The 24,495-nt window shown below is 75.6% G+C and carries 21 protein-coding genes; 16 read left to right on the forward strand and 5 right to left on the reverse strand.

Annotated features, from left to right (window positions below):
* Nucleotides 1-15 precede the first annotated feature (15 nt).
* The gene (locus AB0J00_RS14845) at nt 16-3,039 is read right to left on the reverse strand and encodes an FtsW/RodA/SpoVE family cell cycle protein (RefSeq protein WP_357745743.1); all 3,024 of its coding nucleotides are present in this window, start codon (nt 3,037-3,039) and stop codon (nt 16-18) included.
* 17 nt (nt 3,040-3,056) lie between these two features.
* Nucleotides 3,057-4,169, reverse strand: coding sequence for a hypothetical protein (locus AB0J00_RS14850; RefSeq protein WP_357745746.1), 1,113 nt, complete (start codon nt 4,167-4,169; stop codon nt 3,057-3,059).
* Between the two features lie 393 nt (nt 4,170-4,562).
* Here AB0J00_RS14850 and AB0J00_RS14855 point away from each other — a divergent pair, with 393 nt between their 5' ends.
* The 4 genes from AB0J00_RS14855 to AB0J00_RS14870 all read left to right on the forward strand — a co-directional run bounded on the left by AB0J00_RS14855 (nt 4,563) and on the right by AB0J00_RS14870 (nt 7,783).
* Nucleotides 4,563-4,889 (forward strand): TraR/DksA C4-type zinc finger protein, encoded by a 327-nt coding sequence (locus tag AB0J00_RS14855; RefSeq protein ID WP_357745748.1) that lies wholly within the window; start codon nt 4,563-4,565, stop codon nt 4,887-4,889.
* Nucleotides 4,890-5,039: 150 nt separating this feature from the next.
* Nucleotides 5,040-6,263, forward strand: a complete 1,224-nt coding sequence (locus AB0J00_RS14860) for a helix-turn-helix domain-containing protein (protein ID WP_357745750.1) — start codon at nt 5,040-5,042, stop codon at nt 6,261-6,263.
* Between the two features lie 26 nt (nt 6,264-6,289).
* Complete coding sequence (locus AB0J00_RS14865) at nt 6,290-7,096, forward strand: MBL fold metallo-hydrolase (RefSeq protein WP_357745753.1); 807 nt, start codon at nt 6,290-6,292, stop codon at nt 7,094-7,096.
* Between the two features lie 36 nt (nt 7,097-7,132).
* Nucleotides 7,133-7,783, forward strand: coding sequence for a TRIC cation channel family protein (locus AB0J00_RS14870; RefSeq protein WP_357745755.1), 651 nt, complete (start codon nt 7,133-7,135; stop codon nt 7,781-7,783).
* An 18-nt stretch (nt 7,784-7,801) separates the two neighbouring features.
* On the opposite strand, the gene AB0J00_RS14875 is transcribed toward AB0J00_RS14870, so the two are convergent.
* Nucleotides 7,802-8,539, reverse strand: coding sequence for an IclR family transcriptional regulator C-terminal domain-containing protein (locus AB0J00_RS14875; protein ID WP_357745757.1), 738 nt, complete (start codon nt 8,537-8,539; stop codon nt 7,802-7,804).
* Nucleotides 8,540-8,616: 77 nt separating this feature from the next.
* Between AB0J00_RS14875 and AB0J00_RS14880 the strand changes: the two genes are divergently transcribed.
* The gene (locus AB0J00_RS14880) at nt 8,617-10,515 is read left to right on the forward strand and encodes an FAD-dependent monooxygenase (RefSeq protein WP_357745759.1); all 1,899 of its coding nucleotides are present in this window, start codon (nt 8,617-8,619) and stop codon (nt 10,513-10,515) included.
* Nucleotides 10,516-10,522: 7 nt separating this feature from the next.
* On the opposite strand, the gene AB0J00_RS14885 is transcribed toward AB0J00_RS14880, so the two are convergent.
* Nucleotides 10,523-11,449 (reverse strand): LysR family transcriptional regulator, encoded by a 927-nt coding sequence (locus AB0J00_RS14885; protein ID WP_357745761.1) that lies wholly within the window; start codon nt 11,447-11,449, stop codon nt 10,523-10,525.
* Between the two features lie 233 nt (nt 11,450-11,682).
* Here AB0J00_RS14885 and AB0J00_RS14890 point away from each other — a divergent pair, with 233 nt between their 5' ends.
* The 10 genes from AB0J00_RS14890 to AB0J00_RS14935 all read left to right on the forward strand — a co-directional run bounded on the left by AB0J00_RS14890 (nt 11,683) and on the right by AB0J00_RS14935 (nt 22,928).
* Nucleotides 11,683-12,672: a fumarylacetoacetate hydrolase family protein gene (locus tag AB0J00_RS14890; RefSeq protein WP_357745764.1), complete on the forward strand. Its 990-nt coding sequence runs from the start codon at nt 11,683-11,685 to the stop codon at nt 12,670-12,672.
* A gap of 37 nt (nt 12,673-12,709) precedes the next feature.
* Nucleotides 12,710-13,648 (forward strand): VOC family protein, encoded by a 939-nt coding sequence (locus AB0J00_RS14895; RefSeq protein ID WP_357745766.1) that lies wholly within the window; start codon nt 12,710-12,712, stop codon nt 13,646-13,648.
* A 28-nt stretch (nt 13,649-13,676) separates the two neighbouring features.
* Nucleotides 13,677-14,807 (forward strand): FAD-dependent monooxygenase, encoded by a 1,131-nt coding sequence (locus tag AB0J00_RS14900; RefSeq protein ID WP_357745769.1) that lies wholly within the window; start codon nt 13,677-13,679, stop codon nt 14,805-14,807.
* Between the two features lie 53 nt (nt 14,808-14,860).
* A complete protein-coding gene (locus tag AB0J00_RS14905; protein WP_357745771.1) occupies nt 14,861-15,898 on the forward strand; it encodes an amidohydrolase family protein in 1,038 nt (345 codons plus the stop codon).
* A complete protein-coding gene (locus tag AB0J00_RS14910; protein WP_357745774.1) occupies nt 15,895-16,836 on the forward strand; it encodes a fumarylacetoacetate hydrolase family protein in 942 nt (313 codons plus the stop codon). Before AB0J00_RS14905 ends, AB0J00_RS14910 begins: the two co-directional genes overlap by 4 nt.
* Entirely contained in the window at nt 16,833-17,783 is a 951-nt protein-coding gene (locus AB0J00_RS14915; RefSeq protein WP_357745777.1) for an MBL fold metallo-hydrolase, read from the forward strand. Before AB0J00_RS14910 ends, AB0J00_RS14915 begins: the two co-directional genes overlap by 4 nt.
* 235 nt (nt 17,784-18,018) lie before the next feature.
* Nucleotides 18,019-19,626, forward strand: coding sequence for a sugar ABC transporter ATP-binding protein (locus tag AB0J00_RS14920; RefSeq protein ID WP_357745779.1), 1,608 nt, complete (start codon nt 18,019-18,021; stop codon nt 19,624-19,626).
* Entirely contained in the window at nt 19,623-20,666 is a 1,044-nt protein-coding gene (locus AB0J00_RS14925) for an ABC transporter permease (protein WP_357745782.1), read from the forward strand. The genes AB0J00_RS14920 and AB0J00_RS14925 overlap by 4 nt, the downstream gene beginning before the upstream one ends.
* An 88-nt stretch (nt 20,667-20,754) precedes the next feature.
* Nucleotides 20,755-21,918 (forward strand): substrate-binding domain-containing protein, encoded by a 1,164-nt coding sequence (locus AB0J00_RS14930; protein WP_357745784.1) that lies wholly within the window; start codon nt 20,755-20,757, stop codon nt 21,916-21,918.
* The gene (locus AB0J00_RS14935) at nt 21,903-22,928 is read left to right on the forward strand and encodes a 2Fe-2S iron-sulfur cluster-binding protein (protein WP_357745786.1); all 1,026 of its coding nucleotides are present in this window, start codon (nt 21,903-21,905) and stop codon (nt 22,926-22,928) included. Before AB0J00_RS14930 ends, AB0J00_RS14935 begins: the two co-directional genes overlap by 16 nt.
* A 129-nt stretch (nt 22,929-23,057) precedes the next feature.
* Here AB0J00_RS14935 and AB0J00_RS14940 read toward each other — a convergent pair whose 3' ends face one another.
* Nucleotides 23,058-23,939 (reverse strand): helix-turn-helix transcriptional regulator, encoded by an 882-nt coding sequence (locus tag AB0J00_RS14940; RefSeq protein WP_357745788.1) that lies wholly within the window; start codon nt 23,937-23,939, stop codon nt 23,058-23,060.
* A gap of 237 nt (nt 23,940-24,176) precedes the next feature.
* Between AB0J00_RS14940 and AB0J00_RS14945 the strand changes: the two genes are divergently transcribed.
* Entirely contained in the window at nt 24,177-24,482 is a 306-nt protein-coding gene (locus tag AB0J00_RS14945) for a cupin domain-containing protein (protein WP_357745789.1), read from the forward strand.
* Nucleotides 24,483-24,495 lie beyond the last annotated feature (13 nt).

A 24,495-nucleotide genomic window follows, 5' to 3' on the forward strand; every position in this document is an offset into this window, starting at 1 on the left:
GGTCACGGCCCCGGGTCACTGCCCCGGCAGCGGCGGCGTGGCCAGCACGTCGTCCCGGTGGTCGAGGTAGTAGCGGAGGCCGTCGGCCGCCACCGCGGTCGCGCTGTTGGCACCCTTCCCCGGCCCCTGCACCCAGGCGGTCAGCACGATCTCCGGGGCGTCCATCGGGGCGGCGGCGGAGATCCAGTTGTCGTACTCGTCGGCGGGCAGGCCGCCGCTCTGCGCCGTCCCGGTCTTGGCGCCGACCTGCAGCGGCAGGTCCGCGAGCCGGGTGGCGGTGCCGCCGGTCACCGCGGCCCGCATGCCGTCGCGGACCGGGCCCAGCTCGGCGGCGAACGGCAGCGGCGTCGGGGCGGCCCCGGGGAGCGCGGTGTACGCGCCCCGCTCGGCCGCGACCGCCAGGCCCAGCCGCGGCGTGACCAGGGCGCCGGTCGCCACCCCCGCCGTCCAGCGGGCGTTCTGCAGCGGCGTCACCTGCAGCTCGCCCTGGCCGATGCCCAGGATCACGGTGGAGCCGCCGTACCAGGCGCCGCCCTTGGCCTTGACCGACTCGGGCGTGCCGAGGTACCCGGCCGACTCCCCGGGCAGGTCGATGCCGGTGCGCTGCCCCACCCCCAGCGTCCGGGCGGTGTCGATGAGCGTCCCGGCGCCCAGCGCGACGGCGAGCCGGTAGAAGTAGACGTCGTTGGAGATGGCGAGCGACTGCACGAGGTCCATCGGGCCCATCGGCTTCCAGTTGTGGAAGACGTGCCCGCCGTAGGTGAAGTCGGCGCCGGTCGGGATCACCTGGCGGGGTCGGAACACCGGGTGCGCCTGGTTGGCCGCCGCCACGACCAGCTTGAACGTCGACCCGGGTGGCGCGACGGCCTGGGTGACGTGCTCCAGCGTCGGTGAGCCGGGGGCTTCCTGCTGCGCGGCCAGCGCGGCGGCGTCGATCGGCGGGCCGTAGACGTTGTCGTCCGCCGACGGGACGCTCGCCATGGCCAGCACCTGCCCCGACCGGGGGTCCATCGCCACCGCCGCGCCGAGCTTGCCGCGCGGCCGGGGCTGGGCGCGCACGGCGGCGGTGAGGCCGGCGTCCAGTTGCCGCTGCAGGCCCAGGTCGAGGGACAGCCGCACGTCCGCGCCGGGCACGGGGAGCTGCAGCGGGCCGAGCGCGGCCGGCACGCCGCTCGGGTCGACGTAGACGCACTGGCGGCCGTCGATCCCGCGCAGCAGCGCGTCGTACTGCCGCTCCAGACCCGCGCGGCCCACGAGCTCCCCCGGGGCGAGCCCGGGCCAGCGCTCCTGGTCCGCCGGCGTCGCGACCCCGGCGAAGCCGAGCACCGGTCCCAGCAGCGCGCCCTCCGGGTACGCCCGGCGCGGCTCCGGGGTGACCCGGACCGCCGGGATCGCCGCAGCGGTCACCGCCTCGCCGACCGGGCGCGGTACCTCGGCGACCACCGTCGACAGGGACGTCCGGGGCGCCGTCCGGAGCTGGGCGGTGAGGTCGGCCACCGGGCGCCCGGTGAGCTGGGCCAGCCGGTCGACGTCCGCGTCGCTGAGCAGCGCGGGGACGGCGACCACCTGGTCGACCCCGGTGCCCACGTCCGCGGCGTTCACCGCCAGCGGGGCGTCGTGCCGGTCGGTGATCGCGCCGCGGGGCGCGGGCAGCCGCGTGCAGCGGGTCATCTGCTCCTGGGCGACGCCCTGCAGCTGGGCGCCCTCGGTGCGCTGCAACCGCCAGCCGTAGAGCCCGAAGGACAGCAGCAGGAGCGACAGCGCCACCGCCGCGAGCCGGACCAGCCGCGGCCGGGGGCTCCGCCAGCGGGGCACCGCCCACAGCCGCCGACGCGAGCCGTCCCGGCGGACCGACAGGACCACCCCGATCGCGGCCAGGTGCACGACCAGCGCGGTGCCGCCGTAGCTGACCAGCGGGAACGGGACGCCGGCCAGCGGCAGCAGCCCGAGGTTGCCGCCGACCGAGACGACGGTCTCGACGCCCAGCAGCACCGCCAGCCCGCCGCCGACCAGCGCCCCGTGCTGGGTGCGGGACGCGCGGCTGGCCAGCGCGAGCCGCCAGACGAGCAGGATCGCGGCGAGGACGACCGCGGCCCCGGCGACCAGCCCCCACTGCCCGACCAGGCTGGCCAGGGCCAGGTCGGTGTCCCGCTCCGGCAGGTACTCCGCCCGCAGACCGCGCAGCGGGTCGTCGGTGCGCCCGAACAGGCCGCCGGAGCCGACCGCGATGCGCGCCTGGCGCAGCGCCCAGCCCGAGCCGGTGGACGACTCGTCCGCGCCGACCAGGTAGGTGCCGAGCCGTTCCAGCTGGTAGGGCCGCATCAGCGCGATCATCAACGGGGCGGCGATCGCCGCCGCGGCGCCCAGGGGCAGCAGGAAACGGGCGGGCACGCGCCCGATCACCAGCATGGCCACGGTGAGCAGGGTCAGCAGCATGGTGGTGCTCAGGTCCGGCTGCAGCAGCGTCAGCAGGACCGGCGGCAGCGCGAGCAGCACCGCCGCGGTGCAGCGCTGCCACGGGGGCCGGGACGAGCCGAGCACCGCGGCCAGCGCCATCAGCAGCCCCAGCTTGGCCAGCTCGGACGGCTGGAAGGTCACCGACCCGATGGCGATCCACCGGGTGGCGCCCTTGGTCGAGAGCCCGACGAGCTGCACGCCGACGAGGAGCACCACGGCCACGCCGTAGGCCGCCCAGCCCAGCACGCCCAGGTACCGGACCCGGACCCGCCAGAACGCCGCGAGCGCGAGCACTCCCCCGACCGCGATCGCGCCCTGCCGGGCGGCCAGCCCCGGCTCGCCGACGAGGTCGAGGTTCAGCAGCCCCAGGCCGACCAGCGCGAGCGCGGCGAGGACGGCGAGCACGTCGAAGGCGGTGCTGCGCCGGCGCCGGCGCTCCTCGAGGCTGCGCCGCCGGCGCCCGCGCCCCGGGACGGCGACCCGGCCGGCCGGCGACCCGGACGGGCTGCCGCGCAGCCGCCGGCGCTGCCGCCGGCTCCACGGCCGGCCCGCCCGGCCCCGCACCCGTCCTCGGATCAGCATCTGGCCGCCGCCTCCGTTCAGCCGGTGGGGTTCCTGCAGGAGCCCAGCGGCAGCGGCGCCGACGCCGCGACCGCGGGCTGCTCGGTGACGGCGACCACCGCGACCGCCGGCGCCGCCGGCAACGCGACGGTGGCGACGACGGCGGCGCGCTCCTGGCCGGGGGGCACGGACGCCGTCCCGCCCGGGGCCGTGACCACCGCGCCGGTGCACCGGTCGACGAGGTGCCAGGACCAGGTGACCGCCTGCGGCTCGGCCCCCGGGACGACCCGGACCAGCACGCGCACCGTGCACGGCTGACCGGGCGTGCACCCGGTCAGCGGCCGCACGTCGACCCCCCGGACGGCACCGGCAGCGGTCGGCGCGGGCAGCGCCACGGGCCGGCCGTCGGGCTCCGGGTCCGCGGACGGCGTCGCCCCGCTGCGGCCGGCGTCGAGCAGCACGTCGATGTCGTCGGCGACCTTGTCCCCGAGCAGCGCCCGCTCCAGCAGCACCGCGCCGACCAGGACCAGCAGCGACAGCAGCCACGCGCCGGCCCGCCGCCGGGTGTTCCGGCTGCCCCCGGGAGCGGTGGCGGGCGGCGCGGCCCGGCGGACCGGCCCGGTGCGGGTCGCTGCCGGGCCGGCGCCGGGCACCGGGCCGGTGCGGGCGGCGACCGCGCGGGCCAGCGCCCCGAGCTCCGCGCGGACGACGGCGCGGTCCAGGCCGTCGGCCAGCCCGGCGAGCGTCTGCGCCGTCCGCGCGACCCCGGCGCCCGGCAGCCCCGCGACCGCGGCGTCGAGCCGGTCCAGCAGCGGGTCGCCGTCGGTGCCCGCGCGGAGCCGCGCGGCGCGCACGACGTCGGCGAGCACCGCCCCGACGTCCGGGGTCCCGCCGACGACCATCCCCGCCGGCGTCACCCCGACCGGGCTCCCGCCCGCCTCGGCGGCCGCCAGGAGCTGCGCTGCCACCTCGACGGCCTGGCCGGAGCTGAGCCCGGCCAGCCGGAGCAGGCGGGCCAGCTCGACGGACTCCTGCCCGGGCGGGGGCGACGGGATCTGCGGCGGGTCGACGACCGGTGCCCCCCGGGGCCGTGGGAGGCCGTCGGCTCCCTCGTCCTGCCCGGCCCCCCGCTGGATCCGCAGGTCCGTCACCGGCCGCCACCCCCGTCCAACCGCCTCTGACTGGACCCCGTCCCCCATGACGCGCAGGTGCCATGCTCCGGCCGCCGGCCCTCCCTGTCACGGGGTTCGCGCGCGGCTCGCGGCGCAAGCCGGGCGCGGTTGCCGTCGGTCGGCAACCCGGGCCGCCGGATGTTGGCCGACGGCTGCCCTGGACCGGCAGTGGTGCCGCGGCCAGGCTGGGTCCCGACGACGGCGACCGGGAGGGGGACACGCGATGACCGCACCCCGCGTGCACCCTGCGGTCCTCCCGGCCGCCGTCGCCGACCGCGCCCGCGGGCTGCCCTGACCGTTCCGGTCCCGCAGCCCCACCCCACGCGTCCCGCCACCGGCGGGACGCGTTCTCGTCGCACCCAGGAGACCGCCATGACCGCCCTCGCCGGCCCCACCACCACCGCCACCGCCCGGGACTGGGCTCCGTTCCGGGTGCTGCTGGAGACCGAGCGGGAGGACTGCCTGCGCCGGCGGGAGCTCGCGCTGGCCGAGACCGTCGCCTCGCTGCCCGACCCCGTGGCGCTGCGCCGCAGCGCCACGCTGCTGCAGACCGTGGAGCAGATCGACGCGGCGCTGCAGCGGATCGCCGCTGGCACCTACGGGCGGTGCGTGGACTGCGGGCGGGAGATCCCGGTGGAGCGGCTCGAGTTCCGGCCTCACGCCGCCGGCTGCGTGGACTGCCAGCAGCCGACGCGCTGACGCCCGACCCGCACCGCCGTCCCGAGGAGCCCGCCGTGCCGCGGCCCCCTCGCCCGGGCGACGGCAACGACTAGGGTCGCCGGCGCGCAGGTCAGCGGTCCACGTTGCCGACCGACGGCAAGACGGCCGCCCACCACAGCAGGAGGCCCGATGACCGGCACCCGCCCCACCCCGGCCCCACCGGCGGAGCAGGACGCCTGGCTCGGCGCGGTCGGTGCCGCCGCGGCCGCCGCCCACGGAGCGCCGGAGGAGCTGCTCGGCGACTACCTGCCGCTGCTGGCCGACGCCGCGGTCCACGGCCGGCGGCCGGCCGCCGCCGAGCTCGCCGCCGTGCAGGAGCAGGGCCGCCGGGCCGCCGCCCGCGGCATCGAGGCGCGGCGGGCGGTCGACCTGTACCTGTCGGCGGCCTGGCGGCTGTGGCGGCAACTGCCCGCCGTCGAGCGCAGCAACGACCCGGAGAAGGTGCGGGCCGCCGCCGAGGCGGTGCTGCGGGTGCTCGACGACGCGGTCGGGGTGCTGGTCGACGGCCACCAGTCCGAGCGGCGGGCGATGATCCGGCACGAGGAGGCGCTGCGCGCGGAGTTCGTCGACGACCTGCTGCGCGGCGACGGCGACGTGTCCCGCATGGTCGAGCGGGCCGAGCCGTTCGGCATCGACCTGAGCACCCCGCACCACGTGGCGCTGGTCGCGCCGCGCGACCCAGGGGCCCCCACCGACCGGGCGGCGGCCGTGCTGGAGCGCGCGGTGGTCGACCGGTTCGGCGACCGCGAGGTGCTGGTGGCCACCAAGGACGGCCGGGTGGTCGTCGTCGTCCCCGGTGCTGCGCCGGCCGGCGGGCGGGCAGGCGGGCAGCCCGCAGCTGCCGACCTCGGCCCGGTGCTGCACGGGCACGTCGTCCGGTCCCGGCTGCCCGGCCGCTGGCGGATCGCGGCCGGCCGCGCCTTCCCGGGCGTGTGGGGAGTGCCCCGCAGCTACGAGGAGGCCCGCGAGTGCCTCGCCTTCGCGGACCGGCTGGGGCTCGACGCCGACGTCGTCCACGCCCGCGACCTGCTGGTCTACCGGGTGCTCGGCCGCGACCAGGCGGCGATCGTCGACCTGGTGCGCGACGTGCTCGGCCCGCTCACCGGGGTGCGCGGCGGTGCCGGCGTCCTGCTGGACACCCTGGCCGAGTACTTCGCCGCCGGCGACGTCGCCACCGAGGCGGCCCGCCGGCTGCACGTGTCGGTGCGCACCGTCACCTACCGGCTGGCCCGGGTCGCGCAGCTCACCGGCCACTCCGTCGGCGACCCGGCCCAGCGGTTCACGCTGCAGACCGCGGTGCTCGGCGCCCGGCTGCTCGCCTGGCCCGGCCGGCCGCTGCCCACCGAGCCGTGACCCGCCGCCGGTGGCAGGGTCGGGGCGTGCGCATCGGCGACATCGACGTCCACCCGGTCGCGGACGGCACCTTCCGCGCGTCACCGCAGTACTTCGGCGAGCACGTCACCGCCCAGGGCCACGAGGACCTGTTCGACGACGACGGGCAGGCGTACTTCCCGATCGGCTGCTTCCTGGTGCGGACCGGCGACCGCACCGTGCTCGTCGACACCGGCCTGGGGCCGGCGGTCCGGGACGACGGCCCGCGCCGGCTGCTGGTCGGCGGGCAGCTGCCGGTCGGGCTGCGCGCCGCCGGGGTGGATCCAGCCGACGTGACCGACGTCGTCTGCACCCACCTGCACGCCGACCACTGCGGCGGCCTGTTCGACCGCGACGGCGTCGCGGTCTTCGGCGACGCGACGATCTGGTTCGGCGCCGGCGACTGGGCGCACTTCGTCGCCGACCCCGGCTCGTCGATGGCCGACCGGGTGCGGCACGGCTTCCTCGGCGCGGACGCCGGCCGGCTGCGGCCGGTCGAGGCGGGGACGACGATCGCGCCCGGCATCGACCTGCTCCCCACCCCCGGCCACACCCCGGGGCACCACTCGGTGGTCGTCTCCTCGGGCCGGCGGCGGGCGCTGCTGCTCGGCGACGCGGTGATCTGCCCGGTGCAGCTCGACGAGCCCGAGTGGTCGGCGCTGGGCGACGTCGACCCGGAGCTGGCCGCCCGCACCCGCGAGCGGCTGTTCCGGGAGCTCGAGGGCGAGGAGGTGGTGGGCGCGGGGGCGCACTTCCCGGAGCTGCGGTTCGGCCGGGTGCTCGCCGGCGAGGCCCGGCGCTGGCTCGCCACCTGACCCGGCCGGCCGGCGGGCGGCTGGTAGAACCGACCGGTGAGCACCGGGACCCTGCTGCTGGTGCTCGACCTCACCGGGACGTTCGCGTTCGCGCTCAACGGCGCGCTGACCGCGCTCCGGACGGCGCGGCTGGACCTGGTCGGCATCGTGACGCTGGCGATGATCACCGCGCTCGGCGGCGGGATCATCCGCGACGTGCTGATCGACAGCCTGCCGCCGGCGACGTTCAACGACTGGCGGTACCTGGTCGTGGCGGCCGGCGGCGGGCTGGTCACCTTCCTGCTCGGTGCCCGGCTGGAGCGGTTGAGCACCCCGATCACCGTGCTGGACGCGGCGGGCCTGAGCCTGTTCGCGGTCACCGGGGCCAGCAAGGCGCTGGAGCTGGGGCTGGGTCCGGCGCAGGCGGCGATCCTCGGTGCGGTCACCGGGGTGGGCGGCGGCACGCTGCGGGACGTGCTGATCCGGCAGGTGCCCTCGGTGCTCAGCAGCGGGCTGTACGCGATCCCGGCGCTGCTGGGCGCGACGGCCACCGTGGTCGCCGTCCGGCTGGACGCCTACGCCCTGCCCGCCGCGGTCGGCGCGGCGGCGCTGTGCTTCGCCGTCCGGATGGCCGGGGTGCGGTTCGGGCTGAACGCGCCGATGCCCCCCGGGTCCCGCAGCGACCGCGCCGCCGAGCCGCCCCGATGACCTCACGTCGTCCCCGGTTCACGCCCCGAGGTCCGCGGCCACCGCGACGGCGGCCGCTCCCAGAGCGGCGCCCCAGCGGGGCACCAGGTCGCGGGCGAACCGGACGCTGGGCATGGCCAGCGACAGCGCCGCGGCCGGGGCGCCCGGCACCGGCGGGACGGCGACGCCGACCGCGGTGAGGCCGGCCTCGGTGGCCTGGTCGTTGACCGCGAACCCGCGCCGCCGGACCGCCCGCAGCTCGCGGCGCAGCCGGGCGGCCGCCGCCTCGTCGAGCTCCTCGGTGGCGGTTGCCAGCGCGTCGTCGGGGAGCGCGGCGAGCAGCGCCTTGCCGCCGGAGCTCAGCCGGGCCGGCAGCGTCCGGCCGGTGCGGTCGCCCACCCGCAGCACGTGGCCGCACTCGACGGTCGCGACGAACCGGACGTCGCTGCCGGCCAGCACCACGAGGTTCACCGTCTCCCCCAGCCCGTCGACCAGGGCGTGCAGGTGCGGGAGCGCCACCTCGCGCAGCCGGGCGACTGTCGCCCGGGGCAGCGCCCCGCCCTGCAGCAGCCGGCCGGGCCCGTAGCGCCGGTCGGGCAGCTGCTCGGCGAAGTCCCGGTACACGAGCATGCCGAGCAGCCGGTGCGCCGTCGACACCGAGACGCCGAGCCGGTCGGCGGCGTCGGTGACGCGCAGCGGCCCCTCCTGCTGCAGCACGGTCGCCAGCAGCAGCGCGGAGTCGACCGAGGCGATCGCGTACGGCGGCTTGTTCCTCACAGCAGAAAACGCTATCCCGGATGGCAGAACCGGGTCACCGTCGAGGCGCACGGTCGACGACGAGAGAGGCGCCTCCCATGCAGTTCCACCTCGACGGGTACGAGACCGGCGACCCGGCCACGGCACCCGCGCACCCCTCGGTCGCCGACCGCCCCGCGGGCCTGCCCGACGAGCTGGACGTCCTGGTGGTCGGCAGCGGCCCGGCCGGTCTGGTGCTGGCCGCCCAGCTGGCCGCCTTCCCCGAGATCCGCACCGCGGTCGTCGACCGCCGGGAGGGCCCGCTGCTGATCGGCCAGGCCGACGGCGTCGCCTGCCGCACGGTCGAGGTCTTCGAGACCTTCGGCCTGGCCGGCCGGCTGCTGGAGGAGGCCTACTGGGTCAACGAGGTGAGCTTTTGGCGCCCCGACCCCGCCGACCGCGGCCGGATCGTGCGCACCGGCCGGGTGCAGGACACCGAGGACGGCCTGTCGGAGTTCCCCCACGTCATCGTCAACCAGGCCCGGATGCTGACCTGGCTGCGCGAGCACATGGCCCGGTCGGCGGCCCGCCTGGCGCCGCACTGGGGGCTGCGGGTCACCGACGTCCGGGTGGACGACGACGACGCGACCGGCCACCCGGTGACGGTCACGCTCGAGCAGGTGCGCGACGGCCGGCCCACCGGTGAGGTCACGACCGTCCGGGCGCGCCACGTGGTCGGCTGCGACGGCGCCCGCAGCGCCGTCCGCGCCGCCATCGGCCAGGAGCTGCGCGGCGACGCGATGGACCAGGCGTGGGGCGTGGTCGACGTGCTGGCGGTCACCGACTTCCCCGACGTCCGGCTGAAGTCGGTGGTCCACTCCGCCGCCGGCAACATCATCCTGATCCCCCGGGAGGGCGGGTACCTGGCCCGCTTCTACGTCGGGCTGGGCGAGGCCGACGGCCGCGAGCACACGCTCGAGGACGTCCTCGCCGCCGCGAACCGCATCCTGGCGCCGTACACCCTCGACGTCCGGGACGTCGGCTGGTGGTCGGTGTACGAGATCGGCCAGCGGCTGTGCGACCGCTTCGACGACGTGCCGGCCGACCAGGCGGGCACCCGGCTGCCGCGGGTGTTCATCGCCGGCGACGCCTGCCACACCCACAGCGCGAAGGCCGGCCAGGGCATGAACGTGTCGATCGCCGACGCGTGGAACCTCGGCTGGAAGCTCGCCGGCGTGCTGCGCGGCACCACCCGGCCCGAGGTGCTGCGCACCTACACCGAGGAGCGGCAGTCCGTGGCCGCCGAGCTCATCGACTTCGACCGCGAGTACGCGAGGATGGCGAGCGCGCCGCCGCGGGAGACCGACGACGGCGCCGGCGTCGACCCGGCGGAGTTCCAGCGCTACTTCGTCCAGCAGGGCCGGTTCACCGCGGGCGTCGCCACCCGGTACGCGCCGTCCCTGGTCACCGCCGAGCCCCGGCACCAGCAGCTGGCCGAGGGCTTCCCGGTCGGCATGCGGTTCCACTCCGCCCCGGTGGTCCGGCTGGCCGACGCCAGGCCGCTGCAGCTGGGGCACGTCGCCCGGGCGGACGGCGCCTGGCGGCTGTACGTCTTCGCCGACCCGGCGCACCCCGCCGCCGCGGGCTCCCGGGCCCGGGCGCTGTGCGGGTTCCTGGCGTCGGAGAAGTCACCGCTGGTCCGCTGCACGCCCGCAGGTGCCGCTCCGGACTCGGTGGTCGACGTCCGGGCGGTGTTCCAGCAGGGGCACCGGGAGCTGAGCCCCGCCGACCTGCCCGCGGTGCTGCTGCCCGCCAAGGGCCGGTTCGGGCTCACCGACCACGAGAAGGCCTTCTGCCCCGACCCGCGGGCCGGGAACGTGTTCGACGTCCGCGGCATCGACCGGCAGGGCTGCGTGGTCGTCGTCCGCCCCGACCAGCACGTCGCGCACGTGCTGCCGCTGGACGCGCACGACGAGCTGGCCGCGTTCCTGTCCGGCGTGCTCATCGACGCCGGGTAGCCCGCCCTCAGGCGGGGACGGCGACCGGCGCCTGCGCGGCGGCGCGCTGCAGCACGCCCAGCAGCCAGTGGTGGCCCGGGTCCAGCTGCCGGCTGGGGTGCGACCACGCGGTCTCGATGATCGGCGGCAGCGCCGCGGGCAGCTCCACCCGGCGCAGCCCCTGCGCGGTCAGGTCGCCGGCGACCGCCTCGTGCGCGAGCACCAGCAGGTCGGTGCCCTGCACCATCCGGTGCAGCAGGGTCAGGCTCTGCACCTTGACGGTGCTGCGCCGGTCGATGCCCAGCGCGGACAGCGCGGCGTCGGCCGGCGAGTTCATCGGCGGGTCGCGGAAGGAGACCACCCACCGGGCGGCGGAGACCTCCTCGGCGGTCAGCGACTCCCCAACCGTGGTGTTGTCCGCCGAGGTGATGCACACCCAGCGGTCCCGGTAGAGCTCGAGGTGCTGCAGGGTCGGGGCGGAGAACAGCCCGCGCGGCGCGATCATCACGTCGATGTCGCGGGCGGCGGCCAGCGGGTCGTGCGCGAACCGCGGGTCCAGCGGCTGGAAGTCCAGGGTGGCCAGCGGCGAGACGGTCACCACCTCGCGGACGACGGCCGGCCCGATCAGCGACTGCACCGAGTCCGAGCACTGCACCACCCACTGCCGCTCGGACGTCGCCGGGTCGAAGTCCGGCCGGGCGTTGAGCACCAGCTGCAGCCGCTGGATCGTGTCCCGCACCTGCGACTGCAGGGCCCGGGCCAGCGGGGTCAGCTCGTAGCTGGTGCCGGTGCGCTCGAGCAGCTGGTCGTCGAAGTGCCGCCGCAGCCGGGCCAGCGCCGCGCTGGTGCCCGGCTGGCTGAGCCCCACCCGCTCACCGGCGCGCGTGACGTTGCGTTCCTCCAGCAGCGCGTGCAGCACGATGAGCAGGTTGAGGTCCAGGCTGGGCAGTTCCACGGCCACACTCCACGGTGAGCGTCGACGGTCGGTGTGCCGCGGGATCGTAGGCGCGCCCGGGACCCGGGGGCACGCCCCGCCGGTCGCGTGTCCTCCGGACGGGGCACCCATCAGCCCCGCCGATGGCACCCCATACGGACAAGGCGTTTCCGTTCTGTGACCCCGGTCGCACAAGCTCGTCCCCGTCCGGCGGCACCCCGCCGGACGCGGTGCGGCGACGAGGAGCAGGGCAGATGGGCGCAGCGGGGCCGGAGGCGATCGACCACGCCGGGACGTGGGCGGTGGCGCAGCTCGAGGACGGCGCCGGGCGGGTGTTCCCCGCGCTGGTGAGCCGGGACCGGGTGCTGGACCTGTCCGACCAGGCGGCGCTGGGCCGCCCGACCGGCACGGCCGCGCTGCTGGAGCGCTGGGACGACGTGCTGCCGGTGCTGCGCGGGCTGGGCAGCCGGCCCGACGGGTGGCTGCCGCTGGCCGGCCACCGGGTGCTGAGCCCGGTGACCCCGCGGCAGGTCTTCCAGGCCGGGGCGAACTACCGCACGCACGTGATCGACCTGGTGGTGGCCCACCACGACGGCTCCGACGGCCGCACCGCCGAGCAGGTCCGCGCCGACGCCGCGGCCACGATGGACGCCCGCCGCGACCAGCCGCCGTACGTGTTCCAGGGGCTGCCCAGCGCGATCTGCGGCGCCCACGACGACGTCGTCCTCCCAGCGGACGGCGAGCAGCCGGACTGGGAGCTGGAGCTGGCCGCGGTCATCGGCCGCCCCGCCCGCCGGGTGTCGGCCGAGCACGCCCTGGACCACGTCGCCGGCTGGACGATCGTCAACGACCTCACCCTGCGCGAGAAGGTCTTCCGCAAGAACGACAGGTCGGCGCTGGGTGCGGACTGGCTGGCGGCGAAGAACGCGCCCACGTTCCTGCCCACGGGGCCCGTGCTGGTGCCGGTCGAGACGCTGCCGGACCCCGGCGACCTGCGCATCACGCTGCGCCTCAACGGCGAGGTCATGCAGGACGAGTCGACCAAGGACATGGTCGTCGACGTCGCCCGGATCATCGCCTGGTGCTCCGAGGTGGCCACCCTGCTGCCCGGCGACCTCGTCCTGACCGGCAGCCCCGCCGGCAACGGCCTGCACCACGGCCGGCTGCTGCGCGCCGGCGACGTCATGGACTCCACGATCACCGGCCTCGGGGCGCAGTCCAACCGCTGCGTCGACGAGGTCTGACCCCGCTCCCCGACCGCACACCCCAGAGAAGGCAGCCATGTCCGATCGGCTCATCACCCACCTGCGGCACGTCGACATCGCCGTGCCCGACTACGCCAAGCAGCGGCAGTTCTACACCGAGCTGTGGGGCCTCACCCCGGTCGCCGAGGACGGCGACCTGGTCTACCTGGCCGCCGAGGGCTCCCCCGAGCAGTACATCGTCCGGCTGCGCAAGGACGCCGACAAGCGGCTGGACCTCATCGCCTACGGCGCCGCCTCCCGCGAGGACGTCGACGCGATGGCCCAGCGCCTGGGCACCGCCGGCGTGCAGCTGGTCACCGAGCCCGACACGCTGCAGACCGCCGGCGGCGGCTACGGCTTCCGGTTCTTCGACTGCGACGGCCGCACGGTCGAGATCTCCACCGAGGTGGAGAACCGCCGGCACCGCCGGATCGAGGAGCGCGAGGCGATCCCGGTGCGCCTCTCCCACGTGGTCGTCAACTCCCCCGACACCGCCCGAACCACCGCCTTCTACGAGCAGCACCTCGGCTTCGCGGTCTCCGACAAGCTCACCCACCCCTACGTCGGCGACCTGATGACGTTCATGCGCTGCAACCCGCAGCACCACAGCTTCGCCGTCGCCAAGGCGCCGCACGCCTCGCTGCACCACGTCTCCTTCGAGATGCGCGGCCTGGACGAGTACATGCGCGGCACCGGCCGGCTGCTGCGGGCGGGCACGAAGATGATCTGGGGCCCCGGCCGCCACCTGGCCGGTGACAACACCTTCAGCTACTTCATCGACCCGCACGGCAACACGATGGAGTACACGACCGAGCTCGAGCAGCTCGACGAGGACAGCTGGCACCCCAGCCTCTACGACGTCACCGACGTCGAGGTGCAGGACCAGTGGGGCACCGCCAACCCGTTCGACGAGCTGGTCGGCACGGCCAGCTTCAACGACCCCGACCGCGGCGTGTTCGTCGCCCCGCCGGTCTGAGCACCGGGACCGGGACAGGAGAGCCGACATGAGTGCAGTGCAGAAGGTGCTGGTCATCGGCGGCGGCGCCGCGGGGCTGGCGGCCGCCACCCTCCTCGCCGACGGCGGGGTCGAGGTCGACCTCGTCGAGGTCAAGCCGGACGTGTCCGCGCTGGGCTCCGGCATCACCCTGCAGGCCAACGCCCTGCGGGTGCTGCGGGAGGTGGGCGTGCTCGACCAGTGCCTGGTCGAGGGCGCCGACTCCACCCGGCTGCGGCTGCGCGCGCCCGACCCGGACGCGACCGTGCTGGTGACGATGGGCGGTGAGCACCCCAGCCCCGACGGCCTGCCGAACGCGATCGGCATGTACCGGCCGACGCTGGCGGCGCTGCTCGCCGACCGCGCCACCGAGGCCGGCGTGACGTTCCGCTTCGGCACCACGGTGGACCAGCTCGACCAGGACGAGCACGGCGTCGACGTGGTGCTCAGCGACGGCAGCGCGCACCGCTACGACCTGGTGGTCGCCGCGGACGGCGTCCGGTCGGCCACCCGGGCGCTGCTCGGTGTCGAGCTGGAGACCCGCCCGCTCGGGATGGGGATCTGGCGGGTGTTCGCGCCGCGGCCGGACGACGTCCCCACCGGCGAGCTGTACTACGGCGGCCACTGCTACATCGCCGGGTACACGCCCACCTCCAAGGACATGCTCTACGCCTTCCTCGTCGAGGACGCGCAGGACCGCTCGCAGCTCACCGGCGAGGAGAAGGTCGCCGTCGTCCGCGACCTCGCGGCGCACTACGGCGGGCCGTGGAAGGAGATCCGGGAGTCCATCGAGGACCCGGACGCCATCCACTACACGCAGTTCGAGGAGCACCTGCTCCCCGCGCCGTGGAACCGCGGCCGGGTGGTGTTCATCGGCGACGCCGCGCACGTCTGCCCGCCGACCTTCGCGCAGGGCGCGGCGCTCGGCCTGGAGGACGCGATGGTGCTCAGCGAGCTGCTGCTGGCCGCGCCGGCGGTCGACGACGCGCTGTGGGACCGGTTCACCGAGCGCCGGCACGCGCGGGTGCAGACCGTGGTCGACGGGTCGGTGACCCTCGCCCGCTGGCAGCTGGAGCACGTGCAGGGCGACCTGCCGGGGCTGATGGGCCGGGTCCAGGCGGTGATCGCCCAGCCCGCCTGACCCGCCCCGCAGCCGCCACCGCGCTCCACCACCCACCCGCCCAGGAGAAGTCAGTGCCGACATCCCCACCCACCCCTGCGATCGACGTGCACGCGCACGTCGCCCTCCCCCAGGTCGACGCCCTGCTCGACGGGCAGCCCGGGCTGGCCGACCAGCGGCGCACCGACGCCGCGATGCTGGGACCGGCGTCCCTGCAGTACAACATCGGCCAGCTCGCGCAGCTGATGCCCCGGTTGACCGGCCTGGACCTGCGCCTGGCCGCGATGGACGGCGCCCGGGTCGACCTGCAGGTGGTCAGCCCGATGCCGGCACCGGCGCACTGGGCCGACCGCGAGCTGGCCGGCCGGTTCGTCACGGCGACGAACGAGGGGGTCCGGGCGTACTGCGACCAGGCCCCCGACCGGCTGCTGCCGATCGGCACGGTCTCGCTGCACGAGCCGGACCTGGCGGTCGAGCAGCTGCGCACCGGCATGCGGGACCTGGGGCTGCGCGGCGTGCAGATCTCCACCTCGGCCGGCCCCGGCCGGGAGCTGGACGACCCGTCGCTGGCGGAGTTCTGGGCGGCCGCCGAGGAGCTCGGCGCCGCGGTGCTCGTGCACCCGTGGGGCTGCACGCTCGGCGAGCGGCTGGACGCCTACTACCTGTTCAACACCGTCGGCAACCCGACCGAGACGGCGCTCGCGCTGTCCCGGATCGTGTTCTCCGGCCTGCTGGAGCGCCACCCCGGCCTGCGGATCTGGTCCGCCCACGGCGGCGGCTACCTGGGCAGCTACGCCGTCCGCGCCGACCACGCCTGGCGCGCCCGCGGCGACGCCCGCACGACCGAGGCGCCGCCGAGCGAGCTGCTGCGCCGCACCTGGGTCGACTCGCTGGTCTACGACGCCGAGCAGCTGCGGCACCTGGTCGCGGTGATGGGCCCGACGCAGGTCACCCTGGGCAGCGACTACCCGTTCGACATGGGCGTCGAGGACCCGGTGGACCGGCTCGAGGCCGCCGGTCTCGACGCGGCCACCACCGAGGCCGTCCGCGGTGGCAACGCCGCCCGGCTGCTGGGTCTGGACGTGCGCGAGCCGCAGGAGGCGACCCGATGAGGATCGCGCGGCACGCGACCGGCGGGCGGCCGCGGCTGGCCGTCCAGGACGGCGACGAGCTCGTCGGCCTGCCCGCGGGCGTCGGGCTGGCGGAGCTGATCGGCACCGCCGGGGCGCTGGAGGCGGCCGCCGGGGCGGCGCTGGCGTCCCGGGCGGACGTCGTCCCCGTGGCCGGGACCGAGCTGCTCGCGCCGCTCGCGCCACCCACCTTCCGGGACTTCTCCACCTTCTACGAGCACGCCAACGGCATCTCCCGGAACGGGAACCCGGCGGGCGGGGTGGCGCCGGAGTTCTTCGAGATCCCGACGTTCTACTTCTCCAACCCGTACGCGATCACCGGCCCGACCGCGGACGTGCCGGTCCCGCCCGGCTGCGAGCTGTTCGACTTCGAGCTCGAGGTCGGCGCGGTCATCGGGACGGCGGGGCGCGACCTCACCGTCGAGGAGGCCGGCGCGCACATCGCCGGGTTCGTGATCGTCAACGACTTCTCCGCCCGCGACGTCCAGTTCCACGAGATGGGCATGCGGCTGGGCCCGGCGAAGGGCAAGGACACCGCCACCTCGCTCGGGCCGTGGTTCGTCACCCCCGACGAGCTGGCGCCGCACCGCTCCGGCCCGTCCTACGACCTGCGGATGGAGGTGCGGGTGAACGACCGGCTGATCGGCGGCGACACCCTCGCCAGCATGTCGTGGACGTTCGAGGCGCTGGTCGCCTACGCCTCGCGCGGCACCGAGGTCCGGCCCGGCGACCTGCTGGGCTCGGGCACCTGCCAGAACGGCTGCCTGGCCGAGCTGTGGGGCCGCTTCGGTCACGAGGACTGGCCCTCGCTGCAGCCCGGTGACGTGGTCACCGCCTCGGTGGCCGGCCTCGGGGAGACCCGCAACCGGATCGTGCCCGGCAGCGCACGGCACGAGATCCTGCCCTGGAGGACCCGGTGAGCACCTCGCACGCCCACGAGCACCTGGCCCTGGGGCCCGGCGCCGCCGAGGAGGTCGCCGACGGCGTCTTCGCCTTCGTCCAGCCCGACGGCAGCTGGATGATCAACAACTCCGGGTTCCTGGTCGGCCGGGACGGCGTCAGCGTGATCGACGCCGCCTCGACCGAGCGGCGCACCCGCGACCTGCTCGCCGCGGTCGCCGAGCGCAGCCCGGCACCGGTGCGCACGCTGGTCAACACCCACAGCCACCCCGACCACACGGGCGGGAACGGGCTGTTCACCGGGGCCACCATCGTGGCGCACGAGGACGCCCGCCGGGAGATGATCCAGCTCGGCGTCGTCGGGAACGGGCCGATCTGGGAGCACGTCGACTACGGCGACCTGACGCTCGCGCCACCGTTCCTGACCTTCCGCGACCGGGTCACCCTGTGGTCGGACGACCTGGAGTGCCAGGTCGTGCACTCCGGCGGGCCCGCGCACACCACCAACGACGTGGTGGTCTGGATCCCGGAGCGCTCGGTGCTGTTCGCCGGCGACCTGCTGTTCAACGGCGGCACGCCGTTCCTGCTGTCGGGGTCGGTGCTGGGCGCGATCGACGTGCTGGAGCGCTTCGTCCGGCCGCTGGGCGCGCAGACCATCGTGCCCGGCCACGGTGCGGTCACCGGCCCGGCGGTCATCGACGAGGTGCTGGACTACCTGCGCTTCGTCGAGTCGCTGGCCCGCGAGGGGGTGGCGGCCGGCGTCACCCCGCTGGAGCTGGCCCGGGCCACCGACCTGGGGCGGTTCGCCGACCTCACCGACCCCGAGCGGATCGTCGGCAACCTGCACCGCGCCTACGCCGATCTCTCGGGCACGGTCGAGGAGCGTGGCCGGCCGATCAACGTCCCCGCCGTGCTGCAGGAGATGGTCGCCTACAACGGCGGCCGCCCGCTCACCTGCCTCGCCTGACCCCACCCGCCTGACCCTGCAGGACCCAGGGCCGGCTGCCGTTCCACCGGAACGGCTGCCGGCTCCCTGAGGCCTGCCCGCGGCCCGGTGGGTCATCCGCCGGCCTGATGGTCGGCCATACCGAAACGGCGTTTCCGCACGCCGCCCCGCGCTCCCCATGCTGGGCCGCGATGTAGCCGGCGTCACACAGCGCCGGCCCCGGCCCCCTACCGAATCGAGGTTGCAGGTGCACACGATGCCGTCGGCACCCGCCCACCGCACGTCGGGGCACTCCCCCGCGCCGGTCGCGACCGGGACCGAGCCGACCCTCTCCCTGCGCTCGGTGTCCAAGCGCTTCGGGCCCGCCCTCGTCCTGGACGACGTCTCCCTCGAGCTGCACCCCGGCGAGATCCACGGCCTGGTCGGGCAGAACGGCTCCGGCAAGTCCACCCTGATCAAGCTGCTGTCCGGGCTGCACCGCGCCGACGCCGGCACCGTGGTCAGCCGCGGCGGTGAGCACCCGCTGCCGCTGAGCGTCGCGCAGCTCGACGCGCTCGGCGTCGCGTTCGTGCACCAGGACCTCGGCCTGGTCGAGAGCCAGACCGTGCTGGACAACGTCCGGGTCGGCCGCTACCAGCGCGGTCGGTTCAGCCGCGCGGTCCGCCGCGGCCCCGAGGCCGACGCGGTCCGCGCGTCGCTGGCCCGGCTGCGCTCGGACATCGACCCGCTGGCGCTGGTGGCCTCGCTGCCCCCGGCGGACCGGGCCCTGGTCGCCATCGCCCGCGCGCTGCAGAACGCCGGGGCCGACGACGACGGGGCCGGCAGCGGCGTGCTGGTCTTCGACGAGTCCACGCAGTCGCTGCCGCGGGAGGTGCTCACCGGCTTCTACGCGACCGTCCGCGAGCTCGCCGCGGCCGGCACCGCGATCCTGCTGGTCAGCCACCAGCTCGACGAGGTCATCGCGCTCACCGACCGGGTCACCGTGCTGAAGGACGGCCGCGTCGCCGGTGCGGGCATCCCCACCGCGCAGACCAGCCGCCGCGAGATCACCCGGCTCATGCTCGGCGCCGACGCCGACACCCAGGCGCTGCACGACGCGGTGCCCACCAGCCCCGGCGAGGACGGCCTGGTGCTGCGCGGCGTCACGTCGCCGACCCTGCACGGCCTGGACCTCACCGTCCGCGCCGGTGAGGTCGTCGGCATCACCGGCACCACCGGCGCCGGCCACGACGAGCTGCCGTACGTGCTCGCCGGGGTCAGCCCGGGCCGGGGCGCCGTCCGGGTCGGCGGGACCGAGGTGCAGCTGGCCGGTGCCGATCCCCGCGCGCTGCTGGACGCCGGCGTGGCCCTCGTGCCGCAGGCCCGGGCGCACCAGGGGCTCGCGCTGGTGATGACCGCCCAGGACAACCTGAGCCTCCCGCGGCTGCGCGACCGCAGCGGCCGCTGGCGGGTGACCAACGGCTGGCAGCGCGACGAGTTCGCCTGGGTGGTCGAGCACCTGGGCGTCACGCCCCCGCGCGGCGACCTGCCCGTGGCGGCGTTCAGCGGCGGCAACCAGCAGAAGCTGCTGCTGGGCAAGTGGCTGGTGGCCGGGCCCCGCGCCCTCGTGCTGCACGAGCCCACGCAGGCCGTCGACGTCGGCGCCCGCCGGGACATCCTCCGCAGCGTCCGCGCCGCCGCCGCGGCCGGCGCCGCCGTGCTCGTCTCCTCGATCGACAACGAGGACCTCGCCACCGTCTGCGACCGCGTCCTCGTCCTGGAGGGCGGGGTGGTCGTCGGCGAGCTCACCGGGCCGCTGACCGCCGACCAGGTCCTCGACGCCGTCTTCCGCACCGAGCTCACGACCGAAGGACAGCCCGCATGAGCACCTCCGTCTCCGCAGCAGACCGCTCCGGCACCCCGGACCAGCTGCCCACCCCCGACCGCCCGACCCCGGCCGCCCGCCCGGCGCGCCGGCTGTCCGGTGGTGACCTGCTGCGCCGCTGGGCGGTCGTCCTGCTCTGGGTCGCCATGGCCGCGGCCTTCGCGATCGCCTCGCCGGACCTGTTCCTGCGGCAGGGCACGTTCAACATCATCTTCGGCGCCAACGGCCAGCTGGTGTTCCTGTGCATGGCTGTGCTCGCCCCGTTCTGCGTCGGGGAGTTCGACTTCTCCGTCGCCGGCGTGATGGGCCTGACCGGCGTGACGGTCACCGTCCTCTACGGCGAGCACGGCTGGAGCCTGCCCGCCGCGGTGGTCACGGCGCTGCTCGTGGGCATGGTCGCCGGCGCGCTGAACGGCTTCATCGTCGTGGTGCTGGGCGTCGACCCGATCATCACCACGCTGGGCATGGCCACCGCGCTGCAGGGCGCCTCGCTGTGGGCGTCGGGCATGAGCACCGTCACCGGCCTGCCGGTCTCCTTCGGCAACGTCGTGACCACGAAGTTCCTGGGCATGCCGCTGTTCTTCTGGTACGGCGTGGTGCTCACCCTCGCCTTCGCCTACGTCCTGCACGTCACCCCGCTCGGCCGGCACATGGCCTTCGTCGGGGCCAACCGCGAGGTCGCCCGGCTGGCCGGCATCCGGGTCAACCGGCTGCGGTTCGGCGCGTTCACCTTCTCCGGCACCATCGCCGGCCTCGCGGGCGTGCTGCTGGCCGCCAACATCGGTGGCTTCGACCCGACCAGCTCCGGCATCCAGCTGCTGCCGGCCCTGGCCGCGACCTTCCTGGGCACGGCGATCCTCTTCCCCGGCCGGTTCAACCCGCTCGGCACCTGGATCGCGGTGTTCTTCCTGTCCACCGGGATCGTCGGCCTCCAGCTGCTCGGCCTCACCGGCTGGATCAGCGACGTCTTCTTCGGCGGCTCGCTCGTCGTGGCCGTGACGGTCTCCACGCTGCTCCGCCGGCGCAAGACCCGCTTCTGAACCCGTCTCCCACTCCCCACCTCCTCTCCCCCTCCCCACCCACCCTCTGAAAGGCACATCCATGTCGGCACGGTTCGGTCACAACGTCGTGGTCAGAGGCCTCATCGCCGCGGCGTGCGCGAGCACGCTCCTGGTGACGGCCGCCTGCGGCAACTCCGACGACGGGGACTCCTCGTCGGCGGCGGGCGCCTCCGGCTCCAGCTCCGCGGCGGCCCCCGAGGGCGTCAACCCCGAGGCGCTCGCCACGGTCAAGAAGAACCTCGCCGTCCCCGCGGCCTTCGAGGCGCCCGGCCCCGCCCTGGAGAACGTGGACCAGGTCAAGGGCAAGTCGATCCTCTACATCCCCATCTCCCTGCAGATCCCGGCGTTCCAGCAGGTGTCCAAGGCCATGGAGGAGGCCGCCGGCAAGGTCGGCATGACCGTGGGCTCCTGCGACGGCAAGTTCAACCCGGCCGGCGTCGCGGCCTGCATCAACCAGGCGGTGCAGCAGAAGGTCAGCGCCGTCGTCCTCGACCAGATCCCGCTGGGCCTGGCCGCCCAGGGCGTCGACCAGCTCAAGCAGGCCGGCATCGCGATCCTGGTCGGCGAGCAGGAGGCTGCCCCGGGCGACAACAAGCTGGCCTACCTGGCCACCGGCGGTGACCGGATCATCAGCGAGATGGCCGACTGGGTCGCCGTCGACTCGAAGGGCAAGGCCAACGTCCTGGTCGTCGCCCAGAGCGACAGCCCGCAGCAGCGCGCCTACGTCGACGAGGGCCTGATCCCCCGCTTCAAGAAGGTCTGCCCCGACTGCAAGACGGAGGTGACCGACGTGTCGTCCGCGCAGCTGTCGCAGCTGGGCACCCAGGTCAACACGCTGCTGCTGAAGAACCCCGACATCGACTACATCGTCTCGGAGTTCGACGCCAACGTCAGCTACATCCTGCAGGGCCTGAAGAACGCCCCGAACGGGGACAAGGTGAAGGTCGTCAGCGTCATCGGCGACATCTCCTCGCTGCAGCGGGTCAAGAACGGCCAGCAGGTCTACGACGCCCTCGGCAACTACCGCTGGGCCGGCTGGGCGCTCACCGACCAGGTGCTGCGCATGCTGACCGGCGCGAAGGTGCTGGAGAGCGCCACCGGCCCGGGCCGTGCGTTCGACAAGACCAACATCGACTCGGTCGAGCTCTCGGACGCCAGCATCGAGAACGAGTCGCTGTGGGGTGGCGACACCTACAGCAAGGTGTACCAGCAGCTGTGGGGCCTGAACTGATCTTCACCCCGCTGCCCGTCGCACGGGTGGACCGGCTGGGCCCGGACGCGGCGGCCGTCACCTTCGAGGTGCCGGCCGCCGCCCGGGCCCGGTTCGACTTCCGGGCCGGGCAGTGGATCTCGCTGCGCCGGCAGGTCGACGGCCGGGACGTGCGCCGGAGCTACTCGCTGTGCACCCCCGCCGGCGGCTCCCTCACCATCGCGGTGCGGGAGCCCGCCGGCGGCGGGCTGTTCTCCTCCTGGCTGGTCCACCGGGTCCGGCCCGGGGACCAGGTGGAGGTGAGCGGCCCGGCCGGCGCGTTCGGGCAGGGCGCGCCCACCGGTCGGGCGCTGTTCGTGGCCGCCGGGGCCGGCATCGCCCCGGTCCTGTCGGTCGTCGCGACCCGGTTGCGCGACCCGCGGGCGCGCATCCGGGTGGTCCGCGTCGACCGGACGCCGGCCAGCGCGCTGTTCACCGACGAGCTCGACCGGCTGCGGGCCGAGCACCCCGACCGGCTCACCGTCACCCCGGTGTGGACCCGCACCCCCGGCGGGAGCCGGCCCACCCCGGAGGGCTGGCGGCAGCTGCTCGCCGCCGGGGGCCCGCTGTCGGGGGCGTCGGGCGTGTGGCTGTGCGGGCCACCGGACCTGGTCGCGGTGCTGCGCCCGGTGCTCGCGTCGCTCGGCGTCCCGCACCGGCGGGTGCACGCGGAGCTGTTCGACGTCCCCGAGCCGCCCGCGCCGGACGCCGTCGGGGTCAGCACCGTGCGCGTGGTCGCCGGCGGCCGGACGACGGTCGCCACCGTGCCGCGCTCGGCCTGGCTGCTGGACGCCGCCCGTGGGTCGCGGCCGGACGTCCCCTGGTCCTGCCTGGGCGGCATGTGCGGCATCTGCCGGGCCCGGGTCGCCGACGGCGAGGTCGACGTCGTGGCCAACCACCAGCTCAGCGCGGCCGACGTCGCCGCCGGGGCGGTGCTCACCTGCCGCACCCGGCCGGTCAGCCCGCTCGTGACCGTGGACTTCGACGCGTGACCGGCGACGCGCTCCGCCGCGGCTGGCGGCGCTGGTGGGCCCGCCGGCTGGTCGCGGCCCTGGAGCGGCGGCTGCAGACCGAGGCGTGCGCGCACGACGGCCTCTCGCTGTGCCCGGTCTGCCGGCTGGTCACCTCGGTCGGGTTCCTCCCGGCGTCGGTGCACCGTCCGACGCCGCCCAGCTGGCCAGCAGCCTGAGCCCGTCCTCGTCGGGGGTGCCCGGCTCGGCGGTGTAGACGGTGAGCACGAGCTTCCCCTGGTCCGGGGTCGCGACGTCGAACGAGTGGTAGACCAGTCCCAGGGTGCCGACGGCCGGGTGGCGGAACTGCTTGGCCCCGGTGTGGTGCAGGCGCACGTCGTGCGCCGCCCACCGGGTGCGGAACTCCTCGCTGACCGTGGACAGCTCACCGACGAGCTCGCGCAGGTCCTGGTCGTGCGGGGTGCGGCCGGCCTCGGTGCGCAGCAGCGCCACCGTCGTGCTGGTCGCCGCCTCCCAGTCCGTGTGGTAGTCCCGGGCGCGCGGGTCGAGGAACTGGAAGCGGGCGATGTTGGCCCGCCAGCGCGGCTCGTCGAGCACCGGCGAGTACAGCGCGCGGGCCAGGGAGTTGGCGGCCACGATGTCCAGCCGGCCGTTGGCGACGAACGCCGCCGAACCGCTGATCGAGTCCAGCATCCACTGCAGCCGCGGCGGCACCGGCGCCCTCTCCCGCCGCTGCGGCGTCCGGCGCGGCCGGGCGGCGCGGGCCAGGTCGAACAGGTAGGTGCGCTCCGCCTCGTCGAGCTGCAGCGCCCGGGCCACCGCCTCGAGCACCTCCTCGGAGACGCCGGCGATGTGCCCCTTCTCCAGCCGGGTGTACCAGTCGGTGCTCACCCCGGCGAGGACGGCGACCTCCTCGCGGCGCAACCCGGCCACCCGCCGCCGTCCGCCGCCCGGCAGCAGACCGGCCTGCTCCGGGGTGATCCGCGCGCGCCGGGTGGTCAGGAAGTCGCGGATGTCGGAGCGGTTGTCCACGCCGTCGACGGTACGGCGGGCGCCGGATCGAGGGAGGTCGAGCTTCTACCCCCTACCGCCCCGCCCTCCCACACCCGCGGCGGACGGGGTTGTCTCGAGTGGTCAGCCCGGTCACCGGAGGAAGAGGGCCCCCTGCAGATCACCCGCAGTTCCGTCGCCACCGTCAAGGGCCCGACCGACTGGTTCACCGGCGACGTCTACATCGACGCCGTCGCCGCCGCCCCGGCGCCGTCCCGGGTGACGGCCGGCCTCGTGCACTTCATGCCCGGCGCCCGCACCCACTGGCACCGGCACCCGCTGGGGCAGACCGTGTTCGTCACCGAGGGCGTGGGCCTGTGCCAGCGTCGCGGCGGGCCGGTCGAGGTCATCCGGCCGGGCGACCGCGTGCTGTTCGAGGCCGGCGAGGAGCACTGGCACGGGGCCGCGCCGAACCGGCTGATGGTCCACGTCGCCATCAACGAGGGCGACGACGACCACGCCGTCGTCCACTGGCTGGCTCCGGTCACCGACGACGAGTACACCGCGGCCCCGGCCGCCGACTGACCACCGCCCGCCC

It is taken from the genome of Modestobacter sp. NPDC049651 (assembly GCF_040659695.1).
Lineage (GTDB): Bacteria > Actinomycetota > Actinomycetes > Mycobacteriales > Geodermatophilaceae > Modestobacter.